The organism is Acidobacteriota bacterium, assembly GCA_020349885.1.
GTDB lineage: Bacteria > Acidobacteriota.
On the sequence record CP070701.1, the window covers coordinates 608,783 to 633,688 of the forward strand.

The 24,906-nt window shown below is 63.6% G+C and carries 18 protein-coding genes; 8 read left to right on the forward strand and 10 right to left on the reverse strand.

Annotated features, from left to right (window positions below):
- Nucleotides 1-15 precede the first annotated feature (15 nt).
- From JSV08_02670 to JSV08_02680, 3 genes are all read right to left on the reverse strand, one after another.
- Nucleotides 16-1,809, reverse strand: a complete 1,794-nt coding sequence (locus JSV08_02670) for a carbon starvation protein A (protein ID UCF81333.1) — start codon at nt 1,807-1,809, stop codon at nt 16-18.
- A 121-nt stretch (nt 1,810-1,930) separates the two neighbouring features.
- Nucleotides 1,931-2,677: a tRNA (adenine(22)-N(1))-methyltransferase TrmK gene (locus tag JSV08_02675; protein UCF81334.1), complete on the reverse strand. Its 747-nt coding sequence runs from the start codon at nt 2,675-2,677 to the stop codon at nt 1,931-1,933.
- A gap of 146 nt (nt 2,678-2,823) precedes the next feature.
- On the reverse strand, nt 2,824-4,029 hold the full coding sequence (locus tag JSV08_02680; protein UCF81335.1) for a GAF domain-containing protein: 1,206 nt from the start codon (nt 4,027-4,029) through the stop codon (nt 2,824-2,826).
- A 232-nt stretch (nt 4,030-4,261) separates the two neighbouring features.
- Here JSV08_02680 and JSV08_02685 point away from each other — a divergent pair, with 232 nt between their 5' ends.
- The 5 genes from JSV08_02685 (at nt 4,262) to JSV08_02705 (ending at nt 12,054) form a co-directional block, all read left to right on the forward strand.
- Nucleotides 4,262-8,392 (forward strand): hypothetical protein, encoded by a 4,131-nt coding sequence (locus JSV08_02685; GenBank protein ID UCF81336.1) that lies wholly within the window; start codon nt 4,262-4,264, stop codon nt 8,390-8,392.
- 85 nt (nt 8,393-8,477) lie between these two features.
- On the forward strand, nt 8,478-8,969 hold the full coding sequence (locus JSV08_02690) for a hypothetical protein (GenBank protein ID UCF81337.1): 492 nt from the start codon (nt 8,478-8,480) through the stop codon (nt 8,967-8,969).
- A 45-nt stretch (nt 8,970-9,014) separates the two neighbouring features.
- Complete coding sequence (locus tag JSV08_02695) at nt 9,015-10,148, forward strand: ABC transporter permease (protein ID UCF81338.1); 1,134 nt, start codon at nt 9,015-9,017, stop codon at nt 10,146-10,148.
- 63 nt (nt 10,149-10,211) lie between these two features.
- Nucleotides 10,212-10,667 carry a dTDP-4-dehydrorhamnose 3,5-epimerase family protein gene (locus JSV08_02700; GenBank protein ID UCF81339.1) on the forward strand — a complete coding sequence of 152 codons (456 nt, stop codon included), beginning with the start codon at nt 10,212-10,214 and terminating at the stop codon, nt 10,665-10,667.
- 28 nt (nt 10,668-10,695) lie between these two features.
- A complete protein-coding gene (locus tag JSV08_02705; GenBank protein ID UCF81340.1) occupies nt 10,696-12,054 on the forward strand; it encodes a TldD/PmbA family protein in 1,359 nt (452 codons plus the stop codon).
- Nucleotides 12,055-12,090: 36 nt separating this feature from the next.
- Here the strand turns inward: JSV08_02705 and JSV08_02710 are convergent, their stop codons facing one another.
- The 5 genes from JSV08_02710 to JSV08_02730 form a co-directional block, all read right to left on the reverse strand.
- Nucleotides 12,091-14,241, reverse strand: a complete 2,151-nt coding sequence (locus JSV08_02710; GenBank protein ID UCF81341.1) for an alkaline phosphatase family protein — start codon at nt 14,239-14,241, stop codon at nt 12,091-12,093.
- 152 nt (nt 14,242-14,393) lie between these two features.
- Nucleotides 14,394-15,413 carry a potassium channel protein gene (locus tag JSV08_02715; protein UCF81342.1) on the reverse strand — a complete coding sequence of 340 codons (1,020 nt, stop codon included), beginning with the start codon at nt 15,411-15,413 and terminating at the stop codon, nt 14,394-14,396.
- Nucleotides 15,414-15,458: 45 nt separating this feature from the next.
- Nucleotides 15,459-17,183 (reverse strand): PAS domain-containing protein, encoded by a 1,725-nt coding sequence (locus JSV08_02720; protein UCF81343.1) that lies wholly within the window; start codon nt 17,181-17,183, stop codon nt 15,459-15,461.
- Entirely contained in the window at nt 17,180-17,647 is a 468-nt protein-coding gene (locus JSV08_02725) for a lytic transglycosylase domain-containing protein (GenBank protein UCF81824.1), read from the reverse strand. The genes JSV08_02720 and JSV08_02725 overlap by 4 nt, the downstream gene beginning before the upstream one ends.
- Nucleotides 17,648-17,801: 154 nt before the next feature.
- Nucleotides 17,802-18,599: a hypothetical protein gene (locus JSV08_02730; protein ID UCF81344.1), complete on the reverse strand. Its 798-nt coding sequence runs from the start codon at nt 18,597-18,599 to the stop codon at nt 17,802-17,804.
- 647 nt (nt 18,600-19,246) lie between these two features.
- Between JSV08_02730 and JSV08_02735 the strand changes: the two genes are divergently transcribed.
- Nucleotides 19,247-20,539: a citrate synthase gene (locus tag JSV08_02735; protein UCF81345.1), complete on the forward strand. Its 1,293-nt coding sequence runs from the start codon at nt 19,247-19,249 to the stop codon at nt 20,537-20,539.
- A gap of 144 nt (nt 20,540-20,683) precedes the next feature.
- Here JSV08_02735 and JSV08_02740 read toward each other — a convergent pair whose 3' ends face one another.
- Nucleotides 20,684-21,682 (reverse strand): pyridoxal-phosphate dependent enzyme, encoded by a 999-nt coding sequence (locus JSV08_02740; protein UCF81346.1) that lies wholly within the window; start codon nt 21,680-21,682, stop codon nt 20,684-20,686.
- Between the two features lie 170 nt (nt 21,683-21,852).
- Here JSV08_02740 and atpD point away from each other — a divergent pair, with 170 nt between their 5' ends.
- The gene (atpD, locus tag JSV08_02745; GenBank protein UCF81347.1) at nt 21,853-23,271 is read left to right on the forward strand and encodes a F0F1 ATP synthase subunit beta; all 1,419 of its coding nucleotides are present in this window, start codon (nt 21,853-21,855) and stop codon (nt 23,269-23,271) included.
- A gap of 16 nt (nt 23,272-23,287) precedes the next feature.
- Nucleotides 23,288-23,689, forward strand: coding sequence for an ATP synthase F1 subunit epsilon (gene atpC / locus JSV08_02750; protein UCF81348.1), 402 nt, complete (start codon nt 23,288-23,290; stop codon nt 23,687-23,689).
- A 464-nt stretch (nt 23,690-24,153) separates the two neighbouring features.
- On the opposite strand, the gene JSV08_02755 is transcribed toward atpC, so the two are convergent.
- The gene (locus tag JSV08_02755) at nt 24,154-24,831 is read right to left on the reverse strand and encodes a hypothetical protein (protein UCF81349.1); all 678 of its coding nucleotides are present in this window, start codon (nt 24,829-24,831) and stop codon (nt 24,154-24,156) included.
- Nucleotides 24,832-24,906: the final 75 nt, after the last annotated feature.

Here is a 24,906-nt window from a genome sequence, read left to right on the forward strand (position 1 = left end):
GTCGACCGTCACCGGCTACGCCGCCGATGTTCCCTTGCTTTTCTGCAGCTCCCTCCACCACACGCGCGCCGATTCCACAATGATGATGAGGATCATCGCCATCATCGCCACCGTGAGCGCGACGTTCAGGTACGCGCGGAACGGAGCGGTCTCGGCGAGCGGCAGGAAATTGTCCGTGATGGAAAGCCAGCCGGCGTAGAGCGTCGTCGCGGCGACGAACGCCATGGGCGCAGCCGTCACCCAGGCGTAGCGCGCGCGCCCCTCCTTGATGATGACCGTGGTGCCGACGGCGAGCGCCGCGGCGGCGAGCAGCTGGTTGGCGATGCCGAACATCGGCCAGATGGTGCGCACCGTGCCCGTCCAGATGAAGTAGCCCCACGCCACGACGACCGCGCCCGAGGCGATGAGGTTCGCGGGGAGCCAGTCGGTGCGGCCGAATTTCTTCCAGCGCTTCCCGGCGAATTCCTGAAGCACGTAGCGGGCTATGCGCGTCCCGGTGTCGATCGTCGTGAGGATGAAGAGCGCCTCGAACATTATGGCGAAGTGGTACCAGTACTTCATGAGGTGGCTGAGGCCGGGGATGCCGGAGAAAATCTGCGCCATCCCGACCGCGAGCGACACGGCGCCGCCCGTGCGCCCGTGCAGGTCCGTTTCCACGGCCGCGCTCAGCGCGGGAAGCTCCACCTCCGCGCAGCCGTAGGTCACGCACTGCTCCGGCGTCAGGTTGATGGCGAAGTAGTCGCCTTCGTAGAGGGCGCAGGTGGCGATCAGGGCGACGACGCCCACGAGGCCCTCGCAGAGCATCGCGCCGTAGCCGATGGTGCGGACGTGGGTCTCCTTGGAGATCATCTTGGGCGTCGTGCCCGAGCCCACGAGCGCGTGGAAGCCCGAGATGGCGCCGCAGGCGATGGTGATGAAGACGAAGGGGAAAATTTTCCCCGGCACGATCGGGCCGCCGCCGTGGATGAAGTCCGTGAGCGCGGGCATCTTGAGCTCGGGGTTGACGACGAGGATCCCGGTCACGAGGAGCGCGATGGTGCCGAGCTTCAAATAGGAGCTCAGGTAGTCGCGCGGGCACATCAGGAGCCACACGGGAAGCACGGAGGCGATGAAGCCGTAGCCAGCGAGGAGGATCGTAAGCGTGTGGGCGTCGTAACTGAGGAAGGAGGCAAGGCCCGTCTCCCGGAGCTCGCCGCCCAGATACACGCACACCAGGAGGGCCGACATTCCGATGGCGGACGCCTCGACGACTTTCCCCGGGCGGAAGCTCGTCATGTACCAGCCGACGAAAAGCGCGATTGGAATGGAGGCGGCGACGGTGAACGTCCCCCAGGAGCTTTCGCGCAGGGCGTTCACGACCACCATGCCGAGGCCCGCAAGTGCAATAATCAGAATGAACAGGATGGCGAGCGCCGCGACGATGCCCGCGAGTGGGCTGATCTCGCTGCGGGCGATCTCGGCCAGGGACCTGCCGCCGCGCCGCACGGAGGCCGCCATGATGATGAAATCGTGCACCGCCCCCGCGAGCACCACGCCCACGACGAGCCACACCAGCCCCGGCAGATACCCGAACTGCGCCGCGAGCACCGGGCCGATGAGCGGCCCCGCGCCCGTGATGGCGGCGAAGTGGTGCCCGAAAAGCACCCACTTGTTCATGGGCATGAAATTCTGCCCGTCGTTCAGGGTGTGCGCGGGCGTTTCGCGCGAGTCGTCGAGGGCTGCAACCTTCGCCGCCAAGAACGCGCTGTAGTAGCGGTAGCCGATGGCGAGGACGCACAGCGCGCCGATCATGAGGGGGAGCGCATTCATGGAGAAACATTATGCCACGACGGGGCGGCGGGCGCGAGTGACGTGCCGCGTCAGGCGGTACAGGGGGGGGGCTGTGTAAATTTACAGGGCTTCGGGCGCCTTCTGCGCCCCCGGCGCGCCGCTAGGCCCTTCGTCCCGCGAAAATGCTCTGCGCCTCGCGCGTGTATCTCCCCGTTGGGGTAAAGAGGACAAGCGGGGGCCGCCTCATCGGCTTGCGCCTTGGAGCCAGCAAGCGAAACTCGCGAAGAACAAAGACGGGCCGTCCCCGCCGGCGGGAGCAGACGAGGCGCTCGCGCCAGAGCGAGAAATCGAGCTCGCGGGCCAGGGTGTCCATCTCCGCGCGGCGCTCCGGGAGATGAATGAGCGTGAAACGGCCGCGCTCGCGGAGAAGCCGCCGCGCCGCCCCGAAAAGTTCCCGCAGCGTCAGCCGAAGCTCGTGGCGGGCAACGGCCTTCTCCTCGTCCCGCGCGAGGCGCCCGCGCCCCACGACGCGGTAGGGCGGGTTCGAGAACACGGCGTCGAAAGGCCGCGAAGCGCGGAACGCGAGAACATCCCCCTTGACTACGCTCACCTTCCCACGCGCGCCGTTGAGGCGGGCGTTCCGTTTGGCGAGAGCGGCAAGCCCCCGCTGCACCTCGAGGCCCGTTACGTGGCGGAACGAGCGCGTCCGGAAAAGTATCAGGGGAATTACGGCGTGGCCCGTGCCGATGTCCAGAAGGCGGTCGTCGGGGCGCGTGCGAATAAAATCGGCCAAAAGCAGCGCGTCCACGGTGAAGCGGTAGCCGCGGCGGCGCTGGGCGATTTTCACCCGCCCGCGAAGAATGGCGTCGAGGGTCTCGTGCGTCCCTGCTCCGGCCTCTGTCCCCATGGCATACCTCGTTCCCTGAAATTATAACTATATGCCATTTCTCCAAAAAAGCAAGGTTTTTCTGAAAATAGCCAGAATTTTCCGAAAAACCCTCAGATATCTCTCCCCGGAAAGCCGGTTTTTTCGGACAAGTCGGAAGTCCGGGCCTACTCGTCCGCTTCGCCCGGGTCGTCAGAGGGGGGGGGCGCAAGGTCCACTTCCCCCGCTTCGAGGGCGGCGGCAAGCGCCTCGACCGCGTCGGCGTCGAACTGGGTGCCCGAGCAGCGGCGCAGCTCGGCGACGGCCTCCGCCACCGGCCTGCCGTCGTGGTAAGGGCGATTCGAGGTCATGGCGTCGAACGCGTCGGCCACGGCCACGATGCGCGCCTGAAGGGGGATATCCTCGCCCCGAAGGCCGTAAGGATACCCTTTCCCGTCGAGCGTCTCATGATGGTAGCGCATGCCGTCGAGGATGTTTTCCAAAAAAGGAATCTTCGACATGATGGTGCCGCCGATTTTCGGGTGGCGCTTCATGACCTTGAACTCCTCCTCGGTGAGGGAGCCGGGCTTGTTGAGGACGTTGTCGGGAATACCGATTTTCCCGATGTCGTGGAGGATGGCCGAAAGCTTCAAATTCTCAAGCTCCTCGCCCTCCAGCCCCAACCGCCGCCCCGCGGCATAGGCGAAATCCAGGACGCGCTTCGTGTGCCCCCCGGTGTACTTGTCACGGCTCTCGATGGCGAGCGCAAGGGCCGTCGCCGTGCCCACGAACGTCTCCCGCTGCTCCTCGTAGAGCCGGGCGTTCTCCAGGGCGATGGCCACGAGATCCGCGAGCACGGTAAGGTCACGCAGATCATCCTCGCTGAAGGCATCGGCGCCGATCTTGTTAACCATTTGAATGACGCCCACGAGACGGTCGCGCACGCGAAGGGGAGCGCTGAGGATAGAGCGCGTCTCGAAGTCGGCCTTCGCGTCCACCGCGGCGCTCCAGCGCGGGTCCTTCTGGACGTCGTTCACGATAGCGGGCTCGCCGTGGAGGGCGACCCAGCCGACGATGCCCTCGCCGATTTTGAGGCGAATCTGCTTGACCTCGTCGGCCGGCGCGGTCTTCAGGTGGACCAGGCGAAAGTACAGCTCGCCCTTGGCTTCGTCAATCTGCCAGATGCTCGAAGACTCGGCCCGGAGGAAGCGCTCGGCGGCGCTCATCGCGCGGTCGAGCACCTCGTCGAGGGCGAGCGTCGAGGTGAGCGAGTGCGCCGTCTCGAGGAGCGCCCGCAGGCGCTCGTTCTCGCTCTGAAGGACGCGCGCCAGCGGTCCGCCCCGGCCTGTCGCGGCTTTCTTGGAGGTTTCCCGTTTCTCAGCTTTTTTTGCCATGTATCGCTACTGCTTCTCCTCCGCAGAACGACGTCCATGCGCATTCGAACCGTGAGATAACACCGAATTGTAGCATGGGTTCGCAGGAATTTCACGCGGCGGCCGCTGGTTGCTTACAGCCCGCCCGGAATCTTTCCGAGCCCTCGGACCCGAACTTGCTTTATAGCTTGACTTTTTCCATAAGAAAGGCGTAGCCTATCAAAGGAGAGGGAAGCATACTAGGAGCATAGCCATGCTGAGGGTTAGCATAGTGGCGGGCACCGGGGTGAAAGGGCGGGTTTTTCCGCTCCTTCTCGGCGCCGCACTGTGTTTTCTTTCAGGCCCCCCTGCCTTCGCCCAGTGCACGCCGGACGCGTACGAGGAGGATGACGCGTGCTTTTCCTCTAAGACGATCATGCACGGCGGCGACACCCAATCCCATAACTTCTGCCAAGACGCCGCGGACTGGATAAACTTCAACGCCTGCACGGGGCGGACGTACACGATTGAAACGTCGAACCTCGGCGCGAGCGCCAACACGGTGTTGGAGCTTTACGACACGGATTGCTCCTCACTTATCACCTCGGACGATGACGGCGGCGTCGGTTCGGCCTCCAAAATTGCGGGCTGGACGGCCCCGGCGGTCGGGACGTACCACATCAAGGTGCTACAGTTCGACGGCACGTTCGGAGATAATCGGGGCTACGATATTACGCTCACGGGAGATACGTCGCCATGCTCGACCTGGGCGCGCGTATACGGCTATGACAATTGGGCTGAAGCCCAGTCCGTCCGGCAGACCTCGGACGGCGGCTTCGTCGTGGCGGGAACAAGCCAGATCATCGACACTTTCAACGGCGATTTCTGGGTCTTGAAATTGGACGCGTTCGGCAATATAACGTGGGAAAAGACCTACGGCGGTTTTTTCACCGATTGGCCCACCTCGATCCAGCAAACCGCGGACGGCGGTTTTATCGTAGCGGGTTTTACGGCTTCCTTTGGTGCAAGCTTCTATGATGTCTGGGTTCTGAAGCTGAATCCCGACGGAACAATTGACTGGGAAAAGACCTACGGAGGTGCTTCGGACGATAGAGCCTACTCCATCCAGCAGACCGCGGACGACGGTTACGTCGTGGCGGGATATACGCAATCCTTCGGCGATTCCGACGGGGATGTCTGGGTTCTGAAGCTGAATCCCGACGGAACGATCGAGTGGGACAAAACGTACGGCGGCGCTTACACAGAGGAAGCCAACTCGATCCGACAGACCTCGGACTACGGTTTCATCGTGGCGGGAGTTGCGGAATCCCTCAGCGAGCCCAACGGGGATATCTGGGTTCTGAAATTGAGCGACCTGGGAGCAATCGAGTGGGAGAAAACTTATGGCGGCGCGTCTTTGGATCGAGCCTACTCCGTCCAGCAGACCTCGGACGACTGGTTCGTCGTGGCGGGACAGACCTACTCTTTCGGCACCGCGGGCGATATGTTGGTTTTGAGGTTGAACAACCTGGGAGCAATCCAGTGGCAGGAAACCTACGGCGGCCCTGATTCGGAACTAGCCAACTCCATCCAGCAGACCACGGACGGCGGTTACGTCGTGGCGGGATACACGGATATGGGGCCGGGCGGTTCCGCGTGGGTTTTGAAATTGAGCGACCTGGGAGCAATCCAGTGGCAGAAGATCTACAGCGGCTTTTCGTGGGAGGAAGCCCGCTCGATCCGGCAGACCACGGACGGCGGTTACGTCGTGGCGGGATCGACCGACTCCTTCTCCGTGACCGCAGATCCCACTTGCTTTTGTGGTTTGTGTACGACTTGCCCCAATTTCTGGGTCTTGAAGCTGGACGCGAGCGGAGGCATTGCTCCCTCGTGCACGTTACTCGCGGACACCACCGAGGTGGACGGCGATCCTACAGCAACCGAGACGGGCACGACGGCGGCGGTGGGGGCCGCGGTCATAACACCCGACGGCAACCACGCCGTCACCGTTGACGACACGGCGGCCACGGTCGGTCCCAAGTGCGCACCGTATCTAATTTACGACAGCCACGCCGTCACCGATTGCGGAAACGCCGACGGCGTCGTGGACCCCGGGGAGACCATCGACCTCAGCGTCACGGTGCAAAACGCGGGGGATGCGGACGCCTTCGAGGCGAGCGGAGTGCTTTCCACGACGACGCCGGGTATCGTGCTGACGGTCAACGGCGCTTCCTTTCCCAACATTTCCGCGGGGTCGACCGGAACGCCGCCCACGCCGTTTCGGTTCATCGTGGACGTCGGCGTGCCCTGCGGGACGTTTATTGATTTCACGCTCGATCTCTCGTACGAAGACAGTTTCGAAGGTCCCTTCTCCGGCCCCACGGCGTTTCAGGTGCTGGTGGGCAGCGTGGGAGCACCCTCTACGCTGCTTTCAGAGAACTTCAACTCGGGACTGCCGGGTTCGTGGACGGTGGTGGATGGCCTCGAACCCGGGACGTGGTGGGACACTTTTACGGTCGGCGATCCGTGCGCCCGCAATTCATTCCCTGATCCTTATATGCTTGTAGATAACGGATGCACCGGCACGGATATGGACGAGCAGCTCATCACGCCGCTCATGGACGCTTCCGGCATGATTGTTGTCACACTCCGCTTTGACCATGAATATATTGCCGGCACCGATCTCGCGAACGTGGATGTCCGGAGCAGCAAGACGGGAGGAACGTGGGTGAACCTAGCCCAGTATATGGGCGACATCATCTCTCCCGCCGCGACGGAAGTGCTGGACATTACGGCGCAGGCGGCTGGAGCGTCTAACGTTGAGGTTCGCTGGCACTATGAAGCGGACGGGCTTGCGATGTACTGGAGTGTAGACAACGTTGTCGTCGAGGGTTCGCCCGCAGTATGCAACCCTGCGTGCTGTGGCCTGCCGTACGTGGCCTACGACACGGGTTTTACCCCGACGCTCCTGGAGGCCTGCGGCGACGGCGACCTCTTCGTCGAGCCGGGCGAGGAGTGGCAGGTGACGGTGCAGCTCCATAATTTCGGCTGCGTCACCGCCAACAACACGGTTGCGGATTTGACCGTCAATGTAGGATCGGTGGTATCGGCCGCGGTGTGCTCGAACCCGGGCACGTACGGAAACATCCCGGCGGGCGGGGCGAAACAGTTCACGTATTCCTTCGCCGTGGATTCCCTTGCGGTGTGCGTCAACGACGTCACGTTCGACGTGACGGGCATCGCCTCCGACGAAGGGGCGTATCCCTCACAGGTTCCCGCCTTCACGGTGCAGGTGGGCCAGGCCACGGGCGGCGGAAACGAAGTGGGAACACAATTTACCGACCCGTTGAACGCCACGGGCACCTGGGCGGAGTCGGACTTCGCGCCGGACTTCACGCTGGCCGCGCCCGTCGCGGACGCCGAGCTTTGGTACGTGCTTTCCTACGTGCCGATTCCCGGCGGAAACGAGGTCGGAACGACGGGAGCCAAGGCGAAAGCGAAGGGCGCGATCGCCGAGGAGCCTTTCGCGCCGGACTTCACCTTGACCAAGTCGGCCGCGTCGGCCGTCATCTCGTACACCCTGACGCACCAGAAGGGGGAGCCGGACTTGACGAATTGCACGGCCACGTGGATCGTGCGGCCGGACGCGACGACGTGCCCGGTAAAGCTCCTCGGGGCCGGGGATCCGCAGCCGGTCGACTTGCCGGCCTGCTACACCGTGCCGGGCACCTATTCGATTCGACTGGAGGAAAACTGCGGCAACGGGAACGCGGAGATTGCAGCGGGGGCGACGTTTGACGTGACTGAGGTGGACACCGGAAACGCGACGGACAACGTGCAAATCGAGCTGATTGGCCCTTCGGGGACCGACGTCGTAAAGAACTACGGTGCGGCGGACCCGGTGAAGCCGATCGACGTGACGGCGTACTACACGGGGCCTGGCACGTACCGGATACGCCTGAGCGAGGACGCGGGCGGCACGGCGACGCTCACGGGCGGCGTGCTCGACGTGACGGAGCCCACGGGGGTGGAGTGCGACCCGGGCGCGTGCGCGTGTTCGGGCCCGCCGTTGGAGCCCTCGGCCGTCGGTTCACCTGATGCGTTACTTGTCCCAGCCACCAACCAAATTATCGTCGAGAACGTGTCGAACGAAACGGGCTACGTCGTCTACGAGAACGCCATCGGCACGTGGTACGGGACGCCTTCGCAGGGGTGCCTGTGGGAGGGGGCGGGCGTCGTGGATTTAGGCGCGACGGTGCAGCTTAACTATTCCCTCGGGGCGGGCGATCGGTGGGTGGTGGTGTCGGCGGCGAACGCCTCAGGCGAGTCGAGCTGCGGCATGGACAGCACCGACGCGGAAAGAAACGCCCAGCCCGGCTGGCCCGCCACGGGGCCTTGCCCGTAGGATTTGTTACTCAGTTTCCCGGCTCTAACGGAATAACAGAATCCCGTTTAGAAAAAGGGTGCCGCATGCTATACTGGGTGTCGGCATGGAAGACCAGTCGATCAAGATTCCGCCCGAGCAGATTTTTCAGCGAGTCAAGACTCTCGTCGAAAGCGGAGAATACAACTCGGCGTTCACGCTTCTCGAGGTCTTCGAGCAGTACAAGGAGGAGCGCCACAAGGAGTGGAAATACCCGACGCCGGGGCTCATTCTCTCCTACAGGGGCCTCTGCATGGCGCGCGGAAAGAAAAACTACAAACAGGGACTGGACATGTGCCTCAAGGCCAGCGGGATGGAGTTCGCCTACCCGGACTGTTACATGAACCTGGGCCGCCTCCTCCTCGACAAGGGCCGCCGCATGGAGGCGATGAAGGCCTTCACGCAGGCCCAGTCCATCGATCCTAAATCGGTCCCCCTGAAGCGGGAGATCGCGAATATGGGAGTGCGGAAACCACCGGTCTTTCCCTTTCTTTCGAGAGGAAATTTCCTCAACCGCTTCTTCGGCAAACTGAGAGCGTCGGGAAAGAAGAAAGAATAACCGGAAAATATCCTCGCCGCGGGGCGCCGGCTGCGGCCTTTCGCCATGCTACGGCTCATCTTGAAGAACGCCCTTCGCCAGAAGCGCCGCACTCTTCTGACGGTGCTCTCCGTCGCCGTGTCCATCTTTCTCCTCGTCACGATGCAGTCGGTGCTCGACATGCTCGACCTCGCGGGGGAAGACGGCGAGGGGCAGTTGCGCGTCGTGGCGCGCCACAAGATCTCCCTTTTTATGACCCTGCCCGAAGCACACCGCGCGAAGATCGAGGCCGTGCCCGGCGTCGAGCAGGTCGGCGCGCTCACCTGGTTCGGCGGCATCTACATCGAGCCCAAAAACTTCTTCGCGCAGTTCGCCACGGACCCCGAGACGTTCCGGGAGATCTGGACGGAGGTCGAGATTCCCGACGAACAATGGAAAGCCTTCGCGGAGGAGCGCACGGCGGCGATTGCCGGGAAAAAACTCGCCGACAAGTTCGGCTGGAAGCTCGGCGACTCGATCCACATCCGGGGTGACGCCTGGCCCGTCGACCTCGACCTGAAGCTCCGGGGCGTCTTCCGGAGTATCGAGGAGAATCAGCTCTTCTTCCACCACAAATACTTCGACGAGCTCATGGCACCGTGGGAATGGGGGGACTTGATCGGCACGTACTGGATGAAGGTGGCTTCCGCCGAGGACATCCCGCGCGTCACCGAGGCGGTGGACCGGATGTTCGAGAATTCCGCGGCGCCCACGAAGACGGAGACCGAGAAGGCGTTTCAGATGGAGTTCGTATCCATGATGGGCAACATACGCGCACTGTTCCGCAACACTGGCCTCGCGGTGGCGTTCGCCATCCTGATGGTCGCCGCGAACACCATGGCCATGAGCTACCGTGAGCGCACGAGCGAGGTGGCGGTCATGAAGACGCTCGGGTTCCGGGGCGGGCGCGTTCTCGCGCTGGTGCTCGGCGAGGCGGTGAGCATCGCGCTCGCGGGCGGCCTCCTTGGAGCCGGCGGGGCGTCCCTGTTCTACCGGCTGTACAACCCGTTCGAGATGATGTTTCCGGTTTTCTACGTGACGCCCCCTACGCTCGCCCTGGGCTTCGCGGTCGCCCTCGCGGTCGGCCTGTTGAGTGGGGGCTACCCCGCCGCCCAGGCCTCGCGCCTCTCAATCGTCGACGGGCTGCGCAAGGTGGTGTAGCAATCATGCGCCGCATCGCATACCATGGAAGCCTATGAACCAACCCCAAGGAAAGAAAAAACCATGATCGACGGCGTTCGCATAAAACCCTTGAAACTCATCCCCGACGAGCGGGGGCGGCTGATGGAGATTCTGCGCGCCGACGACGACATCTTCGCCGGCTTCGGGCAGGTCTACATGACGACCGTCTATCCGGGCGTCGTCAAGGGCTGGCACTACCACAAGCGGCAGACCGACCACCTCGCCTGTGTCCACGGCATGGTGAAGCTCGTCCTCTACGACAACCGCGACGGCTCGCCCACGAAGGGCGAGGTGAGTGAATTCTTCCTCGGCGAGCACAACCCCGCCCTCGTTCAAATTCCGCCCCTCGTCCTCCATGGCCTGAAGGGTGTGGGTACCGAGGAAGCCGTCCTGGTGAACATTCCCGACAAACCCTACAACCACGAAAACCCAGACGAGTTCCGCGTGCCGCCGCACGGGGGCGACGTCCCCTACGACTGGCACAAAGTGGACAGGTAGGGGCCGCGCCCGCCACGGCGGTTTGCGTATGGCCGCAGATACATCCCTCCAAGACATCGCGCAGCGGGCCCTCGAGGCCGTGCGCGCCTCGCGCGCGGACGAGGGGGAAATCTACGTGTCGCGCTCCGTCAGGCGCAAGGTGCTCACGAAGGCGGGCCGGGTGGAGACCGTCGAGCGGGCCGACACGCTGGGCGTCGGTGTGCGCGTTCTCCGTGACCGCCGCATGGGATTTTCCTACGCGAGCGAAACCTCGAAGGAAGCGCTGCGCGAGGCCGTCCAGCGCGCTCTCTCGGGCGCGACCCTGAGCCGCCGGGACGAAGATTTCTCCTTTCAGGCCGCCGAGGGGCCGCCGGGCTCGGAGAGAATTCCTTCGGAATTCGAGTCGTTCGAAGGCGTCCCGGACGAGGAGCGCATCGCGAAAGCGCTCGAAATCGCCGAGGCGGCACATAGCGCGGAGCGGCGTGTCATGTTCACGGAAACGCACTGCGTCGACCATGCGGCCGAAGCCGCCGTCGCGACGACGCACGGCTTCCTGGGCGGCTACGCGTTCTCGAACGTTTACGGCTACGGCGAGGCCGTGGTACGCGAGGACGGGGAAAAGCAGGCGGCCCACGAGCTCGATTTCTCGAAAAACTTCCGCTTCCTGGACGCCCGCCGCATCGGGCGGACGGCCGCCGAGCGCGCCGCCGCGAAGCTCCACCCCACCTCTTTCCCGACGGGGCGCGCCGCAGTCGTGCTCGCTCCGCCGGAGGTCGCTTCCCTGCTCGAGGCCCTGGAGGAGGCGCTTTCGGCGGAAAACGTGCTCAAGGGAAAGTCGCGCCTGGAGGACAGGCTTGGTGAGCGCGTCGCCGCCCCATGCGTGACGCTCGTCGAGGACGCCCGCGACGAGCGCGGCCCTTCCCCCCTGCCCATGGACGACGAGGGAACGCCGACGCACCGCACGGTGCTCATCCGCGGCGGCGAGCTCGTGTCCTTCCTCCATGACCTGCGCACCGCGCGAAAGTACGCCACCTCGCCCACGGGAAACGCCCTGCGCGCCGGCTTCAGCACCACTCCCCGGATCACCTCCGTCCAGATGCGCCTCGAAGCGGGAACACTCGGACTCGGAGGATTGTTGCGCGAGGTGGGCGAAGGGCTCCACGTCGAAGAGCTGATGGGCCTTCACACCGTGAACGCCGTCTCCGGAGAGTTCTCGCTTGGTGCTTCGGGGCACGCCATCCGGGGCGGCGAGCCGGCCGAGAGCGTCTCGGGCGTCGCCCTGGCGGGCAATCTGTTCGATCTTCTCGGAAATATCGCGCTCGTGGGAGGCAACGCGCGCTATTTTGTTTCCGGCAAGGAAACCCCGAGCCTCGCCATAGAAGGCCTCACGGTAAGCGGCTCGACGTAACGGTGCCGGCGCGGAGAGAGCTCCGCTGGGAACGACTCAGCCGCCGGTATCCGGAGCGGCCCCTTCCTTCTCCTCCAGCAGCTGAACGAGCCGGCGTATGTCACTCTGGCCAGGCGCAAGCGCGAGGGAGCGCCGAAAATGCTTCAAAGCTTCCTGGCGGCTGCCCAAGTCGGCATAAACCTTGCCGAGGGCGTTGAGGATAGCGAGGTTGTCGGGTGCGAGGCTCTCGGCACGCTCGAGCACCTTCTGGGCACCCTGAAACCGGCCGAGCAAATCGTAAAGGGCGCCGAGGTTGAACCACGGCTCGAACCACCCCGGGTTCAGCTCCGCCGCCTTAAGGAACATGTCCTCGGCCTCCAGGAAGCGCCCCTCGTCGCCGCGGACGATCAGCCCCAGGAGATTGAAAAAATAGGCGCGTGTCTCGGGAACGCGCATATTCTCGAGGGCGCGGCGGGTGGCGGCTTCGGCGCGGTCATAGCGCTTGAGCTCCATATGGAGAAAGGCTTCGATGCGATAGGCGTCCGGAGCCCTTGGATCCACCGTTTGCGCCCACTCCAAAAGCGCGAGCGCCTGCTCGAAATTCCCCTGCCGCTTGTATACCTTGGCCGCATCCAGATAGGCCCGAACGAGGTCCGGATCCTCCTCGATGGCCCGCGCGAAAGACTCGAGCGCCGACTCCAAGAGGCCGAGCCCGACCTCGGTGCGTCCCACGTAAAAATGGGCCATGGCGTAGGAAGGATCCTTCTCGACGGCTTTCTTAAAGAGCCCCCTCGCTTCATCCAGTTTCTTTTTCTGCGCCTTGACGATGCCCATATTGACGTAGGTGCCGGCGAGGTCGCGAACATGCTCCGCGCCTTCTTTCCAGCCTTCTCCTTCCTCTTCTCCCCCCGCGGTAAGGTAGCCGAGAGCCTGGAGGCGCTTGCGAAGCTCCGTGACGTCCTCGGCCGTAGCGGAAACGGTCAAGCGTCTGGGCACGCCGGCATACGACGGCACCAATTCCGCAGCCGAGGCCAGGATTGCCTCTCGCTCGAAGACCTCCCCCAACGGTCCGCCCTCAAGTTCCTTGGAAAGAGGCACGTCAAGAAGCGCGAGCGCGGTGGGCACGATGTCGTAGAGCGACACCTCGAAGGGAATCTCAAATCCCCGCTTGACGCCCCGCCCGTAGAGCATCAGGACGCCCGTCATGCGGTGCCATACGGCGGCATGGCCACGGCCCCTCTGCGAGGAGACATCCGGGCGCTCGAGGCCGCTCAGGAATCCGTGGTCGGAGCATATGATGAGCGTCGTGTGCTCGTCCATGAGCTCCAGGATGTCGGCGAGCACCTCGTCGAGGTACCGATAGACGTTGTCCACCGCCCGCGCGAAGGCGCGCATGTCGCCCTCGGGCAAGCCCTCGCGAGGAGGCGGCCCGTATTCGGCGAAAAAATGCCCCGCGGTGTCCGGAAGCGTGAAGTAAACCATGAACAAATCGGGTCGGTAGCGCTCCTGGAGCGCGGAAAGCATCCCGCGGTGCGTTTCCGCCGCCCGCATGTAACTGTAAAACTCTCCCGAAATGGCCCGCCCCTCCTCCGAAAGGGTGTCCAGCATCGAGGGAGGGGCAAGGATGCGGTGGTAGATATCCTGAACCTGCCGAGGCGGCACGGCAAAGGAAGCGAGCGTCTCGCCGAGCGTTGCGGGATAGAAAAGGCCGCGCCGTCCCTTCTCGGCCTGCTGCGGGGTCCACTCGTTCGTAACCACGAAGCCGTTGATGCGCTCCGCGGGCCACGAGGAGAACCAGTTCACGGCCCCCACGCGGCGTCCGTAGTGCGAGGCGATGTTCCATAGCGCCGGAGCAAGACGGCTCTCGGACGAGGCGGGGCGCATCTTTTCGCCGTCGCCGTAGAACTCGAAGAAATTGTAGATGCCGTGCGCTTCCGGATCGCGCCCCGTGACGATGCTCGTCCACAGGACGGGCGAGATGAGGGGCTGCTCGGAGCGCAAATCGCCCCACGCACCCTCACTCCGCAGCTTGGCGAACGTCGGCAGCTCTCCGCTCGCGATAAGCCGGTCGAGCGTGCGGTTGTCGAGCCCGTCGAAGCCCACCAGGAGAACGCGCGTATGGTCCTCGCGCAGAAAGTACCACGCCGCCACCACGACCAAAGCGACAGCCAGAAGCGCCACACCCCAGAAACGTTTGAGAAAATTCATTGCTTCTTGCTACCTTTTGTCATGAATCAGTCGGACCCGTCCGACAAGCCGGAACGACACGTGAGGGAACCTTTTTCAAACGTTTCAGCATAGGTTCATTAAACGAAAACCTTCATTGTATGCAAACTGAATTATAGCCAGATTAGTAAACCCTATCCTCCCGCTTCCGTTGCGCCCACCAACCGCCCGATCTTTTCGATGCTCCGGGGATTGCCCATTGCGATGAGCGTGTCGCCCGATTCAATCACGGTGGCCGAAGACGGATTGAACTGCATGCTGGCGTTCTTCTTCTGAACGGCGACGATGATAATATCGGTCTCGCCGCGTATGCCCGATTCGGAAAGCGCCTTGCCCGCGCATGGCGAATCGGGAGGAATCGTGATCCGTTCGATATCGATATCCATGTTGTCTCCCCTGCCGCTTGCCAGCTCGAAGAACTCCACGGCAGCGGGCTGGATGAGCGTCTGCGCCATGTGCCTGCCCCCGATGGTGTATGGGGTGATGACGCGGCTTGCGCCGGCGCGGCGGAGCTTTTCGGAGGCCTTCTCGTCCGAGGCGCGGGCCACGATGTAGAGGTCCTTCGCGATTCCCCGCGCCGTCAAGACCACATAGACGTTCTCGGCATCGGTATCCACCGTCGTGGCAAGACCGCGGGCCGACTCGATGTGAGCACCGCGAAGGACTTTCTCGTCCGACGCGTCTCCCTCAACCACCGGGATGCCCATGGAGCGGAGGACGGTGCACTTGTCCGAATCTTTCTCGATGACCGCGAAGGGTATCCTGCGCTCATGAAGCTCCTTGGCGATCCGCTCCCCCATGCGCCCGAATCCGCAAACGATGAAATGACGGTTCATGCGTTCGACCATTCTGCCGACTCTCCTTTTTTCAAAAAGATGCCTGACCTCGCCCTGGACGATGATCTGGGCGACCTGGGCAAACACGCCGGCCACCACCGCCCAGCCCCCGACGATAAGCGCGACCGTGAACCACTGCCCGCCAGGCGAAAGGGGCCCCACCTCGCGGTAGCCGACGGTCGAGAGGGTAATGACGGTCATGTAAAGCGCGTCGGCGAAGTCCCAGCGCTCCAAAACCATGTAGCCCGTAGCGCCGAGCAGGGTTACCGCTACGACGGCCAGGAACAGCATGATAAGGCGTGGGGCGACGTTTAGCACGGAAGCACTTCCAGGAAACAGTATACAACGAAACGCGGGGGCGCATCAGCCCCGCCCCGCCTTCGGAAGCGTCACTTCGGCGCGCGTGCCCCTGCCAGGCTCGCTCTCAACGTGCACGGAGCCGTCGTGGCTCAGGACAATCTTCTGCACGAGCGCGAGGCCCAGGCCCGTGCCGCGCTCCTTCGTCGTGAAGAAGGGAAGAAAAGCCCTGCTTTTCGTTTCGGCGTCCATGCCGACGCCGTTGTCTTCCACGACGGCGCGGGCGCCTTCGCCCCCGTCCTCCAGCCGAAGACGCACCCGGCCTCCGGAGCCTTTCTCCCGGACGGCGTCGAGCGCGTTTCTCAGAAGATTCAAAAAAACCTGCTTCAGGAGCGACGCGTCGCCCGACGTGGCAAGGGAAGCAGCCTCCGGGGACGCCTCCACGCCGACAGAAGCACTTCCCCGATCGACCTCGCGGACGATTTCCTCAAAGAGCGGGCGAAGGAGCACGCGTTCGCGCTTGAGCTCGACGGGGCGCGCGAAGCGCAGGAAGTCGTTCACGACGCGTTGGGCCTCGGAGGTTTCGCTCAGAATCTCCTGCGCATAGCCGGCGATGGTCTCGTCGGAGCGGGCCGTGCGCTTTTCGATAAGCTGCGCAAAGCCCAGGATGCTTGCGAGCGAATTTCGGAATTCGTGGGCGACGCCTGCCGTCATCTCGCCGAGGCGCGCCATGTTCTCCTTGAGGCGAAGCGTCTCTTCGAGGTTCCGCAGGCGGGTCATATCCGTCAGAAGGCAGAGGGCGCCGAGGAAGGTCTCTTCGGCGTCGTACATCGGGGACAGGGAGACGGCCAGCGTGCGCTCCTCCCCCTGGGAGGTGGAGTGGCACGTTTCGGCCTCGCTCACGACCTTGCGCGTCGAAAGAACGTTCTCGACAAGGTCGCGCAGGCGCCCCGCGGGAAACACGTCCGCAAAGCCTCGCCCCTCGGGGGACGACTCAATTCCGAGAATGCCTCGCGCGGCCTGGTTGGCGCGAACGACGCGCCCTTCAGCGTCCAGTGTTATGACGCCGCTTGCCACTCCGCGGGCGATCTCGCCGCTCAGACGCTCCATGGTCTCGGCGCGCTTCCGGAGCTCCCGCATGGCCACCTCGAACGTCCCGACCAAATAGGCGCGCTCGTCCCCGCCCAGCGGGGAGAGCGAGCCGCCGCCTCCCGCCGCATCGAGCATGCGCGAAAACGGCGCCGCGTACCAAAAGAACAGGCCGATTAAAAGGCCGAACAGAAGCACGAGCGCCGCGCCCTCGAACCAGCTCAGTCTGCGCGCCATGCGCATCAGCCACTGCTGGCGCGCGGCCGGAAAGGTGGTCCGAAGGACGCGCCCGTCGGCGAGGAGAAGGTAGCACTCGACCGCCGCTTCATCCTCCGCAACGCGGGTCACGGCCTTGGAGCGGCCAAGGCGCAGGCGCTCCGCGATGGAAAGCTGAGAGCCGCTTTGAAGATCCCTCTCGGAAAGAAATCCCGCCCCGGAAAACGCTATCGTGTCCTGCATCGCGGGGAGCGCTTCAAAAAAATCGTCCTGGCGCTCCGGGGCGAGCAACCCACGCTCCTGCGCCCAGCCCTCGAGCAGCCGCGCCCTGGAGAGCGCGCTCTGTTCGAATTCCTCCTCGAGGCCGCGCTCGAGCGCCCGGAAGCGCACGATCTGCACCAAAAGAAGCGTGCCCGCGAAAAACACAAGGACCGCTCCGAGCAAGAGCACCTGGGAACGGTGGCGGCGTGCGCGGGACACGCTCATGAGGAAGGCGCGCCGCCGCGGTAAAACTGGAGGACGCGGCGGACGTAGTTCTGCGTTTCCCGAAAGGGCGGAACGCCGCCGTAGCGCTCGACCGCCTCCCCGCCCGCGTTGTACGCCGCGAGCGCGAAGGAGAGGTCGTCGTATTTTTCGAGCAGGGACTGGAGATGCCGAATTCCGGCATCCAGGTTCTGCTTCGGGTCGAAAGGATTCTCGGTTCCGTACTGCCGCGCCGTCAAGGGCATGAGCTGCATGAGCCCCATCGCGCCGGCGCGCGAGACGGCGGCCGGGTCGAAGTTCGACTCCACGCGCACCACCGCACGCACAAGGCGGGGATCCGCCCCGTGGTGCTCCGACATTTCCTCGATAAGCGAATCGTACGGCGTCACGGCCCTGGCAAGCTCTTCGGAGTAGTCCGGAATTTCATCATCTAGGACGCGCGCCACCTTGCCGGGCGGAAGCGTCATCTCGCCGCCGCCTTCGAGGACGAGCGTAACGCTCCCGTTTTCGTGCGTGGTCGCGGAGGTGATTTTGAGAATGCGCCCGTTGTCGAACACCGCAAGGTCGGCGCGCGCCCCGCCGGCATGCGCCAGGGCCAGGGCGAGCGCCACCCGCCAAAGATTACGCCAGAAGCTCTTCCGTCGAGTGGAAGAAGCGGCACTCTGCGGTCGGGTAGAAGAGGCCGAAGGAAGGATCCAAAATCGCACGTTTGAGGTCGTCCTCCGTGACGTCTTTGTAAATGAGCGAGATTCGAAGCTCCCTGAGGCCGTAGCGCTCGCGGAGCGCATTGGCGAAGTAACGGACATGCTCATGGCGGAAGGGGGACTCGCCTTCGCCCTTGAGTCCCCCGCTGCGCAGCTTCGAGAGGTCAAAGCCCATGAGGCCGCGCTTTCGAGGCGCGCACTGGTTGGCCGCCTGGAAAATCTCCCGGTAGCGGGCGCGGTTATCGCTGTCCACGTATTCAAGCAGCGACACTTCAGGATGGGACGGATCCTGCGTGAGCACCAGGGTAATATAGCAGTGGTCGCGGTCGAGCCGCACGCTCGAATCCACCGAGTCCCGTGCCAAGCCCACGACGAGGCCGTAGCGGGGCTCGATGCGGTAGAGGCTCTCCAGTTTCTGGCCCCGCAAGTCGATGCGAAAGCGCTTCGCGGTGTTTTCCAAAAGCTTGCCGCTGCTTCGATCCGTCCGGATGACGACGAAGGCCATCGTCTCGTCGCGCACCATATCGTACTGGTTGAAAAGGTAAATCGCCAACTCGTGCGCGACGCCGCCGGCCTCTTGCCGCCCCGAGAAAGCGACGTCGCGCAACTGCGCATCCGAGGGTAGATAGGCAACAGAGCTTTTCTCCTCATGGAGTCGATATGCAGTCAGAAAATCTTCGGCGGGCACATCGCGGTAGAGAATGCAATTCGGCATAGCCGTTTGGTACCGTGCAGTTTCAGTATAACAAAGCGTGAACACGGGTGTCAAAGACGCTGGCGCCGAAGCGTCTCCGGTTTTCCGCGTTTTTCGAAAAAATCTCTCTCCCCTCTATCATATGGAATAAAAGTTCCGCCCCCCAGCGAGTCGGAGCAAGTTTTACCTCGCAACGAGAAAGCGGTCGATAACTGCCTATAAACAAAGGGTTTTTTGGCGAGCACCTCATCGACAGGGAAAGCTCAAAAAAGAAGAGGCACGAAAACTTATGTTTGACCTGCACCCTCTTTCTCCGGAGGGCATGTCCCGACGCGAGCGCTTGCGCTGCAGGTCGGGATCCGTGTGGATCTGTTTCTCGGCGGATTGGAAAAAGGGCGCTAATTTTTTTCTTTGAAGCGGCGTCTTTTTCGCTTGCATTAAACGCCGCATTCAGGCTATAATATTCCTAAGACCCAACCAAAAAACGTGTCATCCTTGTTTCCGATGGAACGCATTTTTCCGCTTGCATCAAACGCCGCTTTGAGGCTACCATGTTTTAGTGAAACATGCCTTTTTCTCTTGTATCAAACGTCGCGTTTAGGCTGTCATGCTACTAAGCGCCAACCGAAAAAAATGTCACTCGGAACACCCCATAAGGAAGACAAAACATGGCCTCCACTGCGAAACTCACTTACAACGGTAAAGAGCTAGAACTGCCCGTTGTCGAAGGGTCCGAAGGCGAGATAGCGGTCGACATCAGCAAGCTCAGACCACAGAGCGGGCTTACGACGCTGGACCCCGGCTACGCCAACACGGGTTCTTGCCAAAGCACCATCACTTTCATCAATGGCGAGAAAGGCATCCTCCGCTACCGCGGTTACCCCATTGAAGAAATTGCGGAAAAAAGCAGCTTTCTTGAAGTGGCGTACCTGCTAATCTACGGAGTTCTCCCCAAAAAGAAGGAACTCGCTGCGTTCGTTGATAACATCACGCACCATACGATGCTTCACGAAAACGTCAAGTCCTTCTTCGGCGGCTTCCGCCGCGACGCGCATCCGATGGCTATCGCCTCCGCCGTCGTAGGAGCGCTCGCCACCTTCTACCCGGAGCACATTTCTCCTGCAGCCGGAGAGGGAGAGAAAGCGAAAGAAGCGGCGAGTCTGCTCGTCGCCAAATTCCCGACCATCGGCGCCTACTCCTACAAACACAGCATCGGGCAGCCTTACGTCTATCCAGACAACTCGCTCGACTACGCGTCGAACTTTCTACATATGATGTTCGCCACCCCCTGCGAGGAGTACAAGGTGGACCCGACGGCGGCCAAGGCGCTCGATCTTCTCCTAATCCTCCACGCCGACCACGAGCAGAACTGCTCGACGAGCACCGTCCGCGTAGTAGGCAGTTCCGACGCCAACCTCTTTGCGAGCGTCTCCGCCGGCGTAAGCGCTCTGTGGGGTCCGCTCCACGGAGGCGCCAACCAGGCCGTGATCGAAATGCTCGGGAAGATCATCGCATCGGGCGACAGCGGAAAGAAATTCCTCGAGAATTGCAAGGACAAGAAGAGCAACATCCGCCTCATGGGCTTCGGCCACCGCGTCTACAAGAACTTCGATCCGCGCGCCACGATTCTCAAGAAAACCGCTTCCGAGGTACTCAAGAAGCTCAAGAAAACGAACCCGCTCCTCGATGTCGCTATGGAGCTCGAAGAAATCGCGCTCAAGGACAGCTACTTCGTCGAGCGCAAGCTCTACCCGAACGTGGACTTCTATTCGGGAATCATCTACCAGGCGCTCGAAATCCCGACTCAGATGTTCACCGTTCTTTTCGCCATAGGGCGCCTGCCGGGCTGGATCGCTCAATGGATGGAAATGCGGCAGGATCCTAAACGCCGCATCGCAAGGCCGCGCCAGGTTTACACGGGCGAAACCAAGCGGCCCTACGTCCCGATCTCCGCGCGCTGAGGTCCGGCTCGAGAAAAGGGGGACGGCCGCCGGGAAGGGAAGCATTCTCACTGCGGCGGCGGCGACAGCCGCCGCCGCACTTTCATGGGGGAAGGCGCGCCGCGAAGCCACTAAGCCCCCACGGCGCGTCCGGAAAGGCAAGGGCTATGCTGTTCCGCGACCTCCCGCTGGAAAAGCGCCTCGGCGCACAACCCTCTCTATCGTCTCGAGACTCACGTTCCGCCCCGACAGGATGACCGCCGCCGGTGCTTTCAACTGCCCCACCCTCCCCTTGAGGCAGGCCGCGACGGCAACGGCGGCGGAAGGTTCGATGAGATATTGATGTTCGTCGAGCATCCAGCGCACGCCCTCAAAAATCTCCTCCTCCTCGACAAGGCCCACACCGGCGACGCGCGACTTTAATATCTGAAAGGTTCTCTCCCCGAGGCCGCCTTCGACGCCGCCGGCGGCGGTCTCAATGGCCGGCATACATGTTACGGCCTCGCCTCTCTCCAGCGAAAGCGCGAGGCCCGGCGAGCCCTTATGCTGGCATCCGACGACGACGGCGTCACGGAGCTTTTCTTTCGCGTAAAAGGAAAATCCCGCCGAGAGGCCGCCGCCCCCCACGGGAAGGACGAACGCGCGCGCCTCGGGCGCGTCCTCGAGGACCTCGGCGGCGAGCGACCCTCCGTTTCCGGCCATGACGTAATCGTCGTCGTAGGCGTGAACGAACGTTCTGCCGGAGCTCGCCGCCTCCTCCTGCGCCCAGGCCTGGGTGTCGTCGTAGCCGCGAAATTTCGAGATGACGGCCTCCGCGCCGTAGCCTAGAATGGCGCGGTGCTTCGACTCGTCCACGTTCGAGGGCAGGTAGACGGTCGCCTTGACGCCGAGCTCGCGCGCGGCGTAGGCGACCGCCTTCCCGTGGTTTCCGGCCGAGCAGGTGGCGATGCCGGCCCGTCTTTCCGAATCGCTCAGCTTGGAAAGCCGGAAGAGCGCGCCCCGAACCTTGAAGGAGCCGGTGATTTGAAGCGACTCCAGCTTGAGCCACGCGGGGACACCCAGCACGCGGGACAAGCCCGGCGACGGCTCGACGGGCGTGCGCCGGATGCGGCCTTCGAGAAACCCGGCCGCCTCCGCGATGAGGGCCATGCTCAAGGCGGGCATTCACCTTGCTCCTTGCATACGGTTCCCGTCATGGCAAGGTAGTATATGGCATATTTGCGACGCTTCAAAGGAGAAAAACGCAGGCGATTCTTGATTTCTATTAGAGGTTTCGCTATAGTTCTGGTCTACGGCAGGAGTACATCGTATCTCGCGACGACCATGAGGCTGTCATGAGCAAAGAGAACATCGGAAAAGTCATCCAAATCATCGGGCCGGCGGTGGACGTCGAGTTCGACGAAATTCTTCCCGAAATCTACAACGCCATCCGCGTCGAGGACGAAGCGGGGGGCGAGAAGCGGGAGGTCGTCCTCGAGGTGGCCCAGCATTTGGGCGAAAACCGCGCCCGCTGCGTCGCCCTACAGCCGACCGAGGGGCTCGTGCGCGGCATGCGAGCCGTGGACACTGGCGCCCCCATCTCGGTGCCCGTGGGCGAGGAGACGCTCGGGCGCATCATCAACGTCCTCGGCCAGCCCGTGGACGAGGGGGGCCCGGTCAAGGCCGACGAGACCCTGCCCATCCACCGCCATCCCCCCACGTTCGGCGAGCAGGTGACCGACATCGAGATGCTGGAGACCGGCCTCAAGGTGATCGACCTGATCGAGCCCTACAAGAAGGGCGGGAAGACGGGCCTCTTCGGAGGCGCGGGCGTCGGCAAGACGGTCATCGTGATGGAGCTCATACACAACATCGCCAAGTTCCACTCGGGCTACTCCGTGTTCGCGGGCGTCGGAGAGCGCACGCGCGAGGGGAACGACCTGTGGTCGGAGATGAAGGAGTCGGGCGTCATCAAGAACACCGCCCTCGTCTACGGCCAGATGACGGAGCCGCCCGGCGCGCGCCTGCGCGTGGGCCTCACGGGCGTCACCGTGGCCGAGTACTTCCGCGACGCGATGGGGCAGGACGTGCTCCTCTTCATCGACAATATTTTCCGCTTCACGCAGGCGGGGAGCGAGGTCTCGACGCTGCTGGGGCGCATGCCCTCGGCCGTCGGCTACCAGCCGAACCTCGCGACCGAGATGGGCGAGCTGCAGGAGCGCATCACCTCGACGAGCAAGGGCTCCATCACCTCCGTGCAGGCGATATACGTGCCCGCCGACGACATCACGGACCCGGCGCCCGCGACGACGTTCGCCCACCTCGACGCCAGCACGGAGCTCTCGCGCCAGATCGCGGAGCTCGGCATATACCCGGCCGTCGACCCGCTCGCCTCCAGCTCCACGATTCTCGACCCCAAGATCGTCGGGGAGGAGCACTACCGCACCGCCCGCGAAGTGCAGCAGACGCTCCAGCGCTACAAGGACCTCCAGGACATCATCGCCATCCTCGGTGTGGACGAGCTTTCCGAGGAGGACAAGCTCACGATCGCGCGGGCGCGCAAGATCCAGAAATTCCTCTCCCAGCCCTTCCACGTGGCCGAGCAGTTTACGGGCCTCAAGGGCGTCTACGTGAAGCGCGAGGACGCCGTCCGGGGGTTCCGAACCATCCTCGACGGCGAGGTGGACGACCTGCCCGAGCAGGCGTTCTACATGGTCGGCACGCTCGACGACGCGAAGAAGAAGGCCGGGAAGCTGCAAGAGGAAGCGGCGTAAGATAAAAACGCGCCCAATGGCCCTCCGCCTCACCCTCGCCGTCCCCGAAAATCCCCTCGTCCAGGACGAGGAGGCGGCGTGGGTGGTGGCGCCCGCGGCGAAAGGCTACGTGCAGATCCTGCCGGGCCATGCCGAATACACGGCTACGCTCGGCGTGGGGGAGCTACGGTTCGCACAGGGGGACTCGGTGCGGCGCTTCGCCCTCGCGGGCGGTTTCCTCGAGGTCAAGGGCGACGCGGTGACGGTGCTCGCCGACGAGGCCGCCGCGCGCGAATCGATCAGCCGCGAGGAGGCCGAGCGGGAGCTCGAGGCCGGGCGGGAGGCGCTCGGCGCGGCGCGCACGACGGAGGAGGTGGACGCCGCCCTCGCCCGCGAGCGCAAGGCCGCGGCGTGGCTTGAGGCGGCGAAGGAGGAGTAGGAGCCCCTACCAGCTCCCGCGCCCCCCCGTCGGGGGCGCTGCGGAGCCCGTCCTCCGAGCCCCGCGGAGGATGAACGGAGCCGGGAGACGCGGGGAGGCGCCCCACGGCCCTTTCTCTGAGGCCAGGCGCAGACGATAAAACGCCCCTCACCGCCCCTCATAAGCAATATCCCATAGTTGACCTCATCCAAGGGGGTTCAGGCGCTCCCTGCCCCGTCTGGAGGCCCTGAGGCCGCCCTGACGCCTGCCCGCCGCGCCGGACGACCAAGGAAGGGGGCTCTCAGGCCGAAGAAGGCACGGGAGAGGGCGGGGCCCGGCCAAGACGCCCCGAGACCGGGGGCGGCAGGCATGCACGTCCCGCCGGCCGGAAAGGATGCCCCCCACCCCGCGCTACCCTCTTTTCCCTTAAACGCCGAAGGGGCTCATTCGAGCCCCTTCGGGAATATTTGGTTATTTCTTCGGTGTTACGGGCACACTGTGGAAGCAGGCCAGCCGGGTTCCAAGTTACGCTCCACGTAGACTGGTCCCGGATCCATTGCACGTCCGGCGCTCGACTCGCCGTCCGCGTTCGCCGACGTCACCACGATCCACACGTCCGGCGCTCCCATCAGGTAATCCAGCTGCACCGTCCCGGGCTCCGCACCAGGTCCGATCGGCGTCAAGCACGCGCTCTGTCCGGGCGTCCCGTAGAACGTCCCTATCGCGTTCTCGTACACCACGTAGGCGGTTGCTCCGCTGGCGGTCTCATCCTGGACGTCCACGAGCAGCCCCGCTGCATCCACTATCTTCAGCTGCGGCGCTCCCGGATCGACAATCGGATCCGACGGCTCATTCGGCGGCACGCCGCCGCACGTGCAGTTCGTGACATCCTCTGCAGGCGACGTCCCGAAGCACAAGGTGACGCTATCCTGCACCGTCACGGTGTAACTGCCCGTCGAATTGCACGGCACCTGGATCGTCTGCGTCGTCGCCCCGTCGCCGGGCTCGCCCGGAGGCACCGAGGTCCACGAGTACGACGCGTACGGTCCTCCGGCATCCAGCGTCGAGGTCGGATCACCGCAGGTCTCCGTGATCACGGGCGTCGGCAGCGGATCCACCGTCACCGTCGTGCCCGGAACGGTCGTGTCTGAGCACGCAGGCACAGCGCTGTCCGTAATCGTTACGCTGTACACGCCGGCCGCCGTCACCGTTATCGCCGTCGTCGTCTCGCCGCCCGG